The following is a 12,687-nucleotide window of genomic DNA, read 5'->3' as shown; positions in this document are numbered from 1 at the left end:
CTTTGTCAAAGTTTAAAACTTTGACAAAGCTGTCGAAGTTCTTTTAATTATCTAATCGACTAATTATCTAATTGGCTAATTATCTAATCTTCTATTCTGCGAACTTTATCTAACCACGTAAATTTCAATATCGTTGTTGTTACCAAAAACACAACTAATGCTGTAATTGCTTTTGGATAATCTCTGATGATGAAAAATATCGGAAGTAAAATCATACTCGACTGCCATACAATTCCGATGGCGCAATTAAGCATATCTGTCCAGAAATCATTGTTTTTTTCGAAAGTCAGGTCTTCTGCTTTTAGTGTTTTATAAACCGGATTCCAGAATCCCCAAGGTCTTACGTTTTTGTAAAAAGATCTTAAAACTTCCATATCTGTTGGCTTGCTTAAGAATGTTCCTAAAAGACATCCTAAAATAGAAAATCCAAAAATTACAGGAAACAGATAAATTGCCTGCACATGCGCTAACTCAAATAAGAATGAACCTTCAGATAAACTTCCTTTGGCCTGACCTAAAGCAAATTGCAAAGACGCTACGACTAATCCAGCGAACATTCCCCAGAAATAACCCCAGCCGTTAAATCTCCACCAAATCCATTTTAAGAAATTGGCTGCTACGTAACCTCCGTATAAAGCACTTGTAATCCATAAGGTTAATGAATTAATTGAGTCTGCAAAGAATCCCATGAAAACTCCTAAACCAACAACAAGGAAAGAAGAAATCTGGCTTACCTTAATGTAATGTTCGTTTGTTGCAACGGGTTTGAAGTATTTTTTATAAATATCATTTACGATATAAGCCGGACCTGCATTTACAAAAGCAGAGAATCCAGACATAAATGCGGCTAATAAACCAGCAAGAAGAATTCCTTTTATTCCAACGGGAATGTATAAGTTAACAACTTTTGGCATTAATAATTCTAAATCAGCTCCTGTTAAACCTGTATTGGCATTTAACTCCGGCGCAAGGTTTACCAATGCAATTACTACGATTCCGGTAATTAATAAATATCTTGGAATGAATAAAATAAGGTTGGTAAAACCACTCATGTAAGCGGCTTCTTTTACAGATTTTGTAGAAAGAATTCTTTGTAAATCGTAACTTGGTGTTGGTCCTGCAACACTGGCAAAAAATCCTTTGAACAATGTCATTCCGATAAAAGCACCAAACATTTTGTATCCTTCAGAATCAATTAAATTATTGAAGGTTTGAAATTTATCACCCCATTGGGTCTCAAACTGCCATCCGAAGAAAACATTTTTCCATTCTTCTGTAATAACCGAATTGATTTGTAAATCTGTATAGTTGATAAAAGCGTAACCGGCGATTAAAACTCCGGCAACGATCATAATTAAATATTGCACCACTTCTGTAGCGACTACAGAAAACATTCCGCCTTTTACGGTGTAAATTGTAGTTAACAAAATAATTATTAAGGCATAAGATCTTTCTGAAGTCAGGAGAATTAAATCGCCATAATGAAGCGTTAAATCCCAAGGAAGAATAATGGTTACAAATTTCCCGATTCCTTCAAAAAAGTAAGCGATGAAACCAATTGTAGAAATAATGGCAAAAATGGCAACGATAATATGAGATGCTTTTCCGGCTCTGTCGCTCCCAAAACGGGTTAAAATCCATTCAGAACCTGTCATTACTTTTGACCTTCTGATCCAGACTGCAAGGAACATCATTACAAAAATCTGATTCCATATCGGCCACAGCCACATAAACATAAAACTTTTTACGCCATATAAAAACAGTACGCCAATCATCCAGGAAGTTCCTGAAACATCAAACATTCCAGATCCGTTACTTAATCCCAGGAAATACCATTTAATTGTTTTTCCTCCAAGGAAATAATCATCTAAACCTTTTGATGCTTTTCTTGAAATCCAAATTCCTATTCCTACGGAGAGGAGGATATAGGCTACGATGATTGATACGTCAATAATGTCCATTAATTTTATTTGTTTTTTAGTTAGTTACGTGGTTTTAGTGTTTTGTTCCCCAGTTTTTATTGGGTTCAGCTCCCATCACAAAATGCAAAATTCCGCCTTGTAGTATTTGTTTATGGGTAATGACTGTTGTATTGAAAGGAACACCGTTAAGCGTTGCCGATTGTATATAAAAGTTTTTGTTTGAAACATTTTCTGCTTCGATTACAAAAGATTTTCCTCCTTCGAGATTGATTTTTGCTTTTTCGAAAATCGGACTTCCTATTTCGTATTCGCCAGAAGCGGGATTCATTGGATATAATCCCATTGAACTGAAAACATACCACGCCGACATTTGTCCGCAATCTTCGTTGCCGCTTAATCCGTTTGGTGTTGTGTTGTATTGTGTGTCTAAAATATGACGCACCCAATATTGCGTTCTCCACGGCTGATTGGCGTGATTAAACATATAAGCAATGTGGTGACTTGGCTCGTTTCCGTGTGCATATTGACCAATTAATCCTGAAATATCTGCAGAAACATTGCTTCCTGTGATTTCTGAACTTTCTGTAAAAAGCTGTTCCAATCGTTTTGTAAACACTTCGTTACTTCCATGAAGCGTAATAAAATCATCTACATTATGAGGCACAAACCAGCTGTGTTGCCATGCATTTCCTTCTGTATAATCGGTGTGTTCTCTGTGATTAGAATGTTTTGGATCAAAAGGTTCGTTCCATGATTTTCCATCTTCTGATTTTCCTCTCATAAATCCGGTTTTCGAATCAAATAAATATTGATAAGCTTTTGAACGGTTTAAGAAAAATTGATAATCTTCCGTTTTACCCAAAGCTTTTGCCATTTGTGCCACGCACCAGTCATCATAAGCATATTCTAAAGTTATGGTAACAGATTCGTCAAGTAAATTATACGGAATGTAACCGTATTTTTTGTAAAAATTCAATCCGCGCTCGTCCTGCATCATGGTGACTTTCATGGCTTGATAGGCTTTTTCGGCATCAAAACCTTTTATACCTTTTTGATAAGCGTCAACAATTACCGGAATAGAATGATATCCTGTCATTGTATTTGTTTCGTTGGCGTAGAGTGTCCAAACCGGTAATATTTTTTTAGTATCGTAATACGCTAACATTGAGTTTACAATATCTGATGTTTGCTTTGGTGCCAATAAAGTCAATAAAGGATTTTCGGCTCTAAAAGTATCCCATAGTGATAAGGTCGAATAAGCGGTATAATCTTTTGCTGTAACAATTTGATCATCCTCTCTTCTAAACTGACCGTTTTTATCACTATAGGCTACAGGGGCAACTTGGGTGTGGAACATCGCGGTATAAAAGATGGTTTTTAATGAGTCGACCGGCGTTTCGACTTCTATTTTATTTAAAGCAGCATTCCAGATATTAGCTGCCTTTGTTTTTGTGTTTTCAAAATTTGAACTTTCGCCATCCAGATTGTCTTTTGCATTAGCCACACTAACAGATGACAAAGCTACTTTTACAAATAGTTCCTGATTATTATTGGCATCAAAAAATAATTGTGCTGCTGTGTTTTCTCCTTCTGCAGATTTACCTGTAACTATTTGTTTATTAGCCAATAAAACAGATTCTGTAATAGGTTTTGAAAATTTTGCAACAAAAAATACTTTTTGATTTTTTGCCCAGCCCATACTATATCGATAACCACTTATAGTAAATTGATCTTCAACTGTTATGGAAGTTTTTAAGGCTTTATCCCAATTAATTGCAAAACCAAGATCGATTACAACAGATTGTTTGTCGTTTTTAGCAAATGTATATTTATGGAATGCGGTGCGTTGTGAAGAAGTTAATTCTACATTGATTTTAGGATCTTCAAGAAAAACTTGGTAAGAGCCCGGTGTTGCTTTTTCGTTAACATGACTGTATTTTGATTTATAAGGTAATTGATCTCGTGAAGTTGTTTTTGTAGTTAAATCCAGTTTTTTATTTGTAGGCATAAATAAGATGTCTGCCAAATCTCCAATTCCTGTTCCGCTTAAGTGTAAATGACTGAAACCTGCAACGATAGAATCTGAATAATGATACCCTGAACACCAATCCCAGCTCGAAATGCCATTGTCAGGACTTACCTGAAGCATTCCAAACGGAACAGTTGCACCCGGATAAGTATGTCCGTGACCACCTGTACCAATAAAAGGATTTACGTGATTAGTAAAAAAATTATCTTGTTGGTTATTTTTGTTTACATTTATTTTGCAACTTGTAACCAAAATGACGAACAAAACAAGCAGAGTAAATTTCTTCATATAAAACAATCTTAATTTAACTTTAAATTTAAACAAATACGACTTTTACCAAAACTAATTTAGACGGATGACGTATAAACTTAGATAAACATCAAAAAAAGTCACAAAACGTCACATTATTATGATTTTAAATTCAAGCAGGTTATATCGCATTCAATTGCAGTATCACATTATATTTTGGTTAACTTATTTCATATTTAATACTTTTAGATGGGGAAGTTATTTTAATGATTATGGTTATTCGTTCAAAACAAATTTGTTGGGTTTTCCAATTCACATGGCGTTATGTTATTTGAATATTTTGGTTTTGATGCCTAATTTGGTTTATAAAAAGAAATACCTGCAGTATGTTATTTCTATTTTATGCGCTATCTTTATAATGGTAGTTTTGAAATTTAATCTTACCTATTTATTAATAACACATGAAGTTTGGCCCGAAGGCCCTGAAACGATAGATAAATTGACACTCAATTATACTATTGATATGATGATGGGAGAACTTTATGTGATGACTTTTGTTACAGCAATTAAGATTACTTTTGACTTTTTGAAAGAACAAAAAAGAGTTACAGATCTTGAAAAATCTCAGTTAGAAACCGAATTGCTTTTTTTGAAATCTCAAATTTCCCCGCATTTCTTCTTTAATACGCTTAATAATATTTATTCCTTATCGGTAGAAAAATCAAACAAAACGCCAAAAATCGTTCTTAAACTATCTGAATTAATGCGCTATATGTTGTATGACACAAAAAGCACCAGACAAAGTTTAGAAAATGAAATACTATGCATTCAAAATTATCTGGATTTAGAAAGAATCAGAAACGATGATCGCCTGGAAGTAAATATGGAAATTTCGGGAGACATTCATGATAAAGAAATTAGCCCTATTATATTATTGACGTTTCTGGAGAATGCATTCAAACATGGCGTTAATAAAAACACAGGGAAAGTATTAATTGATATCAAATTCAAGGTAAAAGGAGATTTTCTGCATTTCACTATTAGTAATCCTATGCCCGAAATTACGCAACATAAGGACAATTTTAACAAGTCTAGTGGTATAGGTTTAGAGAATGTCAAAAAAAGACTCGAATTAGGTTATAATAAAAACGACTATAAGCTTTCATTTAAAAATAAAAAGGATATTTTTGTCGTAAAGCTTGTAATCAAGGTCTCTTAGCAAGCATTAGCATCTTTTTTACCAACTATACTTACTAAAATTATTTCTCTCACCAAAATAATCGAAAATGAAAATAAACTGTTTGATCATAGATGATGAACCATTAGCGATTAATGTTATCAAAAACTATCTGGAGCCTATTGAAAATTTTGAGGTTATAAATACTTTTAGTAATCCGATAGAAGGTTTAAATTTTTTAAAAAACAACAAAGTCGATGTCATTTTTCTGGACATTAACATGCCGGTTCTTGATGGTATAAATTTTATAAAAAGTCTGGATAATCCGCCGATACTTGTAATAACAAGTGCTTACAGTCAGTTTGCAATAGAAACATATGAATTGGACGTCTTGGATTATTTGGTAAAACCTATAGAATTTCCAAGGTTAATGAAAACGCTAAACAAAATTAGCAAAAGACTAAACAGCAACAGCAGTCTTCCTCAAGAAAGTAGCCCTGAAAGTCCTTTTATATTTGTTAAGATTGATAAGAAGAGAATGAAGAAAATCTTTTTTAATGAAATCTTAGTGATCGAAAGTTTAAAAGATTATTTAAAAATAAATACCCTGACAGGAAAATATATTATACACAGTACATTATCTGACTTTACCGATTTATTACCTGAAAGAAATTTCTTAAGGATACACAGATCTTACACCATTGCAATTGATAAAATTGATGCCGTTGAAGGAAATAGCATTGAAATTGAAGGCCTTAGATATGTAATTGGAAGATCCTATATTGATCATGTAAAACAGAGAATTTTGAATTCTTCGATTTAAAAATTACTTATTATATTATGAGAAAACCTTTGTCAAAGTTTTAAACTTTGACAAAGGTTTTTTTATTTTGACGTGTATGTTTCTAAACCCGGCAGATTTTAAAAACCTGTCGGGTTGGTTTGTCATTGCAACTTTTTATATTTTTTTATTTTGATTGAGAAATCACTTTGCTGTCCTTCTCCCGAAGCTTCGGGACGCTCAGTATGACATAAAATGAGTTTAAACTTCTACAAGCTTAGCGAACTTCTAAAACTTATAATTACTTTCAGATAAAAATCTTCGCGCACTATGCGAAAAATATTTGCACTCTTTGCAGTAAAACTCACAAACAAAAAAGCAAAAAAAATGCGGCCAAAAGGCCGCATCTTCATACAGGTAACTAACCAAAATAAACCATTTAAAAAATAATTTATTGTATTGTAAAAAAATTAACTAAAAATAATATCTTTTGAACGCCTCAATAGCTGAATAATCTGCCAAACCTAAAGCATGATATTTTTCTGCTGTTAATCTGTTTCTATCTTCAACTCTTACCCAGAATTCTCTGCTATCATCTCCCTGAAACATAACTCCATCTTTTTGAGATTGGTGATAGAAAATGGCATGACGTTTTTTAAGAACCTGATCAGGGCTCATCGGAACCGCCATCTCGATTTGGTATGATTCCCATTCATGCCACGCTCCTCTGTATAACCAGACCCAGCATTCGTCCATAAATTTCTTGTGCTTTAATCTTTTTAAAGCTTCAAACAAACTATCTAAACAAACTTTATGGGTTCCATGAGGGTCTGCTAAATCTCCTGCTGCATATATTTGATGTGGTTTTATCCTTTCGATAATATCACACATAATTTGAATATCAGCCTCTCCAAGGTTATTTTTCTTAACTGTTCCAGTTTCATAAAATGGTAGATCTAAAAAGTTAACATTCGTATCCGGTAAACCTAAATATCTTGTAGCAGCCAAAGACTCGCTTCTTCTAATTCTTCCTTTTAATTTTCTAACTTCTAAAGAATCAATATCATTGTGCTTTTTGGTTTTCAAAAAATTAATGATCTTTTCAGATTCAGAAGAGTTCGGATTTAATGACAACGAAATCTCAGCAAATTTTAAAGCCTCTTCGTTAGAAACTGCAATATTTCCTGAAGTTTGATATGCAATGTGCACATCGTGACCCTGCTCTACCAATCTGTCAAAAGTTCCTCCCATCGAAATAACATCATCATCTGGATGCGGACTAAAAATGATAATTCTTTTTCTATCCGGCGTTGCACGTTCAGGTCTGTAAGTATCATCGGCATTTGGTTTTCCACCTGGCCATCCCGTAATAGTCTGCTGCATTTTATTAAACATTTTAATGTTCAAATCATATGCAGTTCCTTCTTCCGTCAACACACTAGACATACCGTTATCGTTATAATCTTTGTCTGTTAATTTCAGGAAAGGTTTTTTCGTCAATTCACTTAACCAGGCTACAGCTTTCAGTTTTAACTCTTCGTCCCAAATCACTGATTTTACCAACCAGGGAGTTTTTACACGTGTTAATTCTGATGAAGCTTCGGTATCTAAAACAAAAGTTGTGTTGTTGTGCTGTTGTAAATACGTTGCCGGTACTTGCGAAGAAATATTTCCTTCAATTGTTTTTTTAATGATTTCAGCTTTGCTGATTCCCCATCCAAGAAGTACAATTCTTTTGGCATTTTTTACAGTACCAATTCCCATTGTAATTGCTTTTCTAGGTACATTATCTATTCCTAAAAATGATGATGCCGCGTCTGTACGAGTCAAATGATCCAATGTAATACTTCTCGTTCCTGAATTAACGTGAGATCCCGGTTCGTTAAAACCAATATGACCTGTTCTTCCAATTCCTAAAAGTTGAAAATCTAAACCTCCGTAGGCTTTAATTTTCATTTCATAATCGATACAATATTGTTGTAAATCTTCATTACTTATTTTTCCGTCTGGAATATTTACATTTTCCGGATGAATATCAACATGATTAAAAAGGTGCTCATGCATAAAATGATAGTAACTCTGAATATTATTTTTATCCATTGGATAATATTCGTCCAGATTAAAGGTTACTACATTTGCAAAACTCAAACCTTCTTCTTTATGCAAGCGAACCAATTCTTCGTAAACTTTTACTGGCGAAGATCCTGTTGCTAATCCTAAAACACAAGGCTCGTTTAATTCTTCTTTTCTTTGAATTATGTTTGCTATTTCCTGAGCAACTAATATTGAAGCCTCTTTTGATGATTCGAAAATCACGTTATGAATCTTCTCAAAACGAGTTTCTTCGAATTTTCCAGCTTCTTTAAAATTTATGCCTTCTTTAATCATTTGCCTGTTTCATTTAATTTATAATATAAAATTAAGAATTACTCTGCCGATAAAATTAAAAATTCGACTAATGACCCGTTAGCTTCGGTAAAAGACATAATTAGAAACTTTAAAAAAATTTTCTTCTAATTGAGATGTCTTATTTTACTTTTCAACTACATTTATTTCGCTGATAGAAACTGTCTGTCCTTTTCCTTCAGCAGATTTTGCTACAAAACGAAGGTATCTTGCTTTTGTTTCGGCAAATGTTTTTACTTGTTCTATTGGATTATTTTTGATGTTCGAAAACTCACCATCAGATTGTAATGTCCATTTTACATTATCCAAACTTGTATAGAATTCATATTTTGAGATCAAATTAAGATTATTTCCAACTTGCTGCGGAACATAAGTAAAACCAGCAATTTTAAGAATTGTTCCCATATCAATTGATACTTCTTGCGGAAGTTTATTGGTTTCATTTCCAAATCCCCAATCTGTATTTGGATTTCCATCTATTATTTTGATAGATGAATTTAAATCTCCACTCGAAACAGCTACCATTTTCCATTTTTCTTTAGAAATTCCATACTTTGCCGTTTTAACAGCACTATATATTTTTTCTTCTTTATTGAATGCAACCGCTTTTATCTGAACGGCTTTGTTGTATTTAAATATATCTTTATATAATGTGCTTTTTGTTGTTGGATTACTTCCGTCAACGGTATAATAAATACTATTTCCTTCTTCAGATTTCATAGTAACATTTCCGTTTCTATCACGTTGAATTTCCGGCATCCGAACAAAAGTAGGTGCATTAAAAGCCTGAATATTTGAAATTACAATACTTGCTTTCGAATCTGTAATATTCACTTTTAATGCCGAAGCAATAACCCGGTCAATTCTTAAAATTCTTTTGTAACCAATGGTTGTTTCAGTTGCAATAGTTTTCCATTTTCCATTAACTTTGGCTTCAATATTAAAAGCCTTAACGCGCTGTCCTAATTTTATATATTCCTGAAGCAAAACACGATCAATAGCTGTAGGTTTGTCAAATTCAAACACAATTGATGCAGTTTTTACATTGTCATCTGTTGCCCAATATGTATTTTTATTTCCATCAGTAACATTCTTGGCAGTAAATTCTTTACTCTTTCCTCTAACATTATCGGCACTTATTTTACTTCCTGCCAATAATTCAGTTTTAAAATCTTCTTTTATTGTTGCCACCAATTCTTTTAATCTTGCTTCATCATTTTCATGAACCAAACCTCTTCTGTCCACAGGAAGATTCAATAATAAAGTAGCATTTCGACCAATAGATTCATAATAAATATCAACCATTTCATCCAAAGGACGCACTTTGTCATCTTCAACACTATGGTAAAACCATCCCGGTCTTATGGATACGTCGGCCTCACCTGGAACCCATTTTTCACCATTTTCATGTCCTGACATAAATTCGGTATAATGTACTTTACCAGCCAATTCATCTTTCTGGCGTAAAAGCGACCAATTTGTTTTTCCAGCCCGGCCTTCCTCATTTCCAATCCATCTTGCTTCGGCAGGTCCAACTCCCCAAACTAATGTTTTTGGAGCTAACTCATAAATCATTTTATAAGTTTCATCCCAATTATAATATTCAAGCGTATTTATTTTTCTTGTTTCGTTTGCTCCACCATAATATCCATCACCACCGTTAGCACCATCAAACCACATTTCAAAAACATCACCATAATTAGTTAATAATTCTTTTAACTGATTTCTGAAGTAAGTAATATATTCTGGTTTTCCGTATTCCGGATGATTTCTATCCCAAGGCGAAAGATATAAGCCTAGTTTTAAATCATATTCCTTGCAAGCGGCAGCTAACTCTTTAACAAGATCACCTTTCCCATTTTTCCATGGAGAATTTTTGACAGAACGTTCCGTATAAGCAGAAGGCCATAGACAAAAACCATCGTGATGTTTGGCTACTAATATAATCCCTTTCATTCCGGCTGCCTTTACCACGCGCGCCCATTGACGAACATCTAAATTCGTTGGATTAAAAAGTTGTGGAGACTCATCGCCATAGCCCCACTCTTTATTTGTAAAAGTATTTAAGGAGAAATGCACAAAAGCATAAAACTCCATTTCCTGCCAATCTATCTGTTTTTGCGTAGGAAGTGGACCAAAAGGTTCCGGAGATTTTACCAATTCCTGACTATTGACAGATGATGATAGTAAACAAAAAAAACTCAGTAAAAGAAAAAGGTTTTTCATTACGATTGCAATTAAAATTTTGGTGGTTAGCTAATTAAAAATATAAATTTAATGTAAATGAGTATTTGATTGTATAGTATTTCGACCAATGACGTTTTTTAAAGAGTATTGGGATATTTTTTTCTTCGTAAAACATAAATATCAAAGTGTAATTAAAATTTGTATTTTAGATGTAGAATAAATCTACCAGAAACTAATAATTTAATTATAAATATGCGTTCTATCATCCTTCTAGCATTCGTTGCTTTATTTATTTCCTGTAAAAATGAAAATAAATCACAAACACTTTCAGATTATTTTACCTATGGTCAAAATACCGCTGTGGAATCAGCCGGAGTAAAAATGATTCCAATTAAAACACCAGTTGGGGAATTTAAAGTCTGGACAAAACGTTTTGGAAAGAATCCAAAAATAAAAATCTTATTATTACATGGTGGTCCGGCCATGACACATGAATATATGGAGTGTTTCGAAACCTATTTTCAACGTGAAGGTTTTGAGTTTTATGAATACGATCAATTAGGATCATATTACAGCGACCAGCCAAAAGACAGTAGTTTATGGACAACAGAGCGTTTCGTAGATGAAGTAGAACAAGTTCGAAAAGCAATTGGTGCTGATAAAGACAACTTTTATGTGTTAGGAAATTCTTGGGGAGGAATTCTAGCTATGGAATATGCTTTAAAATACCAAAAAAACATAAAAGGTCTATTAGTCGCAAATATGGTTGCCAGCGCTCCAGAATATGGAAAATATGCAGATGAAGTATTAGCCAAACAAATGAAACCGGAAATTCTTGCAGAAATAAGAGCATTAGAAGCTAAAAAAGATTTCAATAATCCACGTTACATGGAATTACTTATCCCAAATTTCTATAAAGAACATTTATGCCGCTTAAAAGAATGGCCGGATGGTCTAAACAGAGCCAGCAAACATGTAAATGGAGAGATCTATACCTTGATGCAGGGACCAAGTGAATTCGGGATTAGTGGGCGTTTAGCCAAATGGGACATTAAGAATCGTCTTCATGAACTTACAATACCAACTTTAATGATTGGGGCAAAATATGACACTATGGATCCAAAAGCAATGGAAGAGCAAAGTAAATTAGTTCAAAAAGGACGTTACCTTTACTGTCCTAATGGAAGTCATTTAGCAATGTGGGATGATCAAAAAGTTTTTATGAATGGGGTTATCCAATTCGTAAATGATGTAAATAATGATAAATTTTAATTTAAAAAGTTTAAAAAAATAAAGTTAACATTGTAACCAAAACTCCTTACTTAGGAGTTTTTTTTTATAATTATTAGTCACTACATTTATATAAAAGAACAAATCAAATGGTTTGAGCAATCAAGACAGAGTCTGTGTTATTATTTGAATTCCGGGTATCTAAAAAGCATATAGCCTACCAGAATTTGTATAATATCTTTAAAAGATAACCAATAAAATCATTGATCTTTCCAGACGATCAAATGGCATGAAAAAGTCAACCAATCGGGATTTAAATCATTCAATGCAATATTAGAACGAGAATAAACCTATCAAATCATATAAACAGAAACACCAATGCTTCCGACAGGCTCTTTTAATGCAAAATAAAAGTTTTAGATCACAATTCAGAGGTGTCAGAAATGTAGATTTTTTTCTTTTTAGACTATACTAAACATTTATGCGTAAATTTTGTTGTTGCACAGATTTGAATTAATCTGTTTTAGCTCTAAATTCCAAAATAAGAAGATTTTATATTTCAAAATGTTTTAAAAACAAAAAACCCTATCCGTATTGGATAGGGTTTTTCAAAAGAAAGGCGACGACATACTCTCCCACATAACTGCAGTACCATCTGCGCAGGCGGGCTTAACTACTCTGTTCGGGATGGGAAGAGGTGAGCCCC

7 protein-coding genes and 1 rRNA gene are annotated in these 12,687 nt (G+C 33.3%); 3 read left to right on the top strand and 5 right to left on the bottom strand.

The genetic code is table 11. The annotated features are described in order from the left end of the window. Positions 1 to 83: 83 nt before the first annotated feature. Both BUE22_RS00040 and BUE22_RS00035 read right to left on the bottom strand, forming a co-directional pair. On the bottom strand, positions 84 to 1,961 hold the full coding sequence (locus tag BUE22_RS00040) for a sodium:solute symporter family protein (protein WP_073392717.1): 1,878 nt from the start codon (positions 1,959 to 1,961) through the stop codon (positions 84 to 86). A 34-nt stretch (positions 1,962 to 1,995) separates the two neighbouring features. Then, the gene (locus BUE22_RS00035) at positions 1,996 to 4,239 is read right to left on the bottom strand and encodes a GH92 family glycosyl hydrolase (protein WP_073392714.1); all 2,244 of its coding nucleotides are present in this window, start codon (positions 4,237 to 4,239) and stop codon (positions 1,996 to 1,998) included. Positions 4,240 to 4,360: 121 nt separating this feature from the next. Between BUE22_RS00035 and BUE22_RS00030 the strand changes: the two genes are divergently transcribed. Together BUE22_RS00030 and BUE22_RS00025 are read left to right on the top strand one after the other, a co-directional pair. Continuing rightward, positions 4,361 to 5,419: a sensor histidine kinase gene (locus BUE22_RS00030; protein ID WP_073392711.1), complete on the top strand. Its 1,059-nt coding sequence runs from the start codon at positions 4,361 to 4,363 to the stop codon at positions 5,417 to 5,419. Positions 5,420 to 5,486: 67 nt separating this feature from the next. Continuing rightward, positions 5,487 to 6,200 carry a LytR/AlgR family response regulator transcription factor gene (locus BUE22_RS00025; RefSeq protein WP_073392709.1) on the top strand — a complete coding sequence of 238 codons (714 nt, stop codon included), beginning with the start codon at positions 5,487 to 5,489 and terminating at the stop codon, positions 6,198 to 6,200. 432 nt (positions 6,201 to 6,632) lie between these two features. Here the strand turns inward: BUE22_RS00025 and nagB are convergent, their stop codons facing one another. Together nagB and BUE22_RS00015 are read right to left on the bottom strand one after the other, a co-directional pair. Next, positions 6,633 to 8,546 (bottom strand): glucosamine-6-phosphate deaminase, encoded by a 1,914-nt coding sequence (gene nagB, locus BUE22_RS00020; protein ID WP_073392708.1) that lies wholly within the window; start codon positions 8,544 to 8,546, stop codon positions 6,633 to 6,635. Positions 8,547 to 8,690: 144 nt separating this feature from the next. Next, entirely contained in the window at positions 8,691 to 10,790 is a 2,100-nt protein-coding gene (locus BUE22_RS00015; protein WP_073392707.1) for an alpha-L-fucosidase, read from the bottom strand. Between the two features lie 213 nt (positions 10,791 to 11,003). Between BUE22_RS00015 and BUE22_RS00010 the strand changes: the two genes are divergently transcribed. After that, a complete protein-coding gene (locus BUE22_RS00010) occupies positions 11,004 to 12,023 on the top strand; it encodes a proline-specific peptidase family protein (protein ID WP_073392705.1) in 1,020 nt (339 codons plus the stop codon). Between the two features lie 572 nt (positions 12,024 to 12,595). Here BUE22_RS00010 and rrf read toward each other — a convergent pair. Beyond that, positions 12,596 to 12,687: ribosomal RNA gene (rrf, locus tag BUE22_RS00005) — 5S ribosomal RNA — on the bottom strand; the annotation flags it as partial.

The sequence above is a fragment of the Flavobacterium pectinovorum genome (genome assembly GCF_900142715.1).
Classification (GTDB): Bacteria; Bacteroidota; Bacteroidia; order Flavobacteriales; family Flavobacteriaceae; genus Flavobacterium; species Flavobacterium pectinovorum.
Note: the sequence above shows the minus strand (reverse complement) of the source record. Positions and strands in the feature narration are given on the sequence as shown.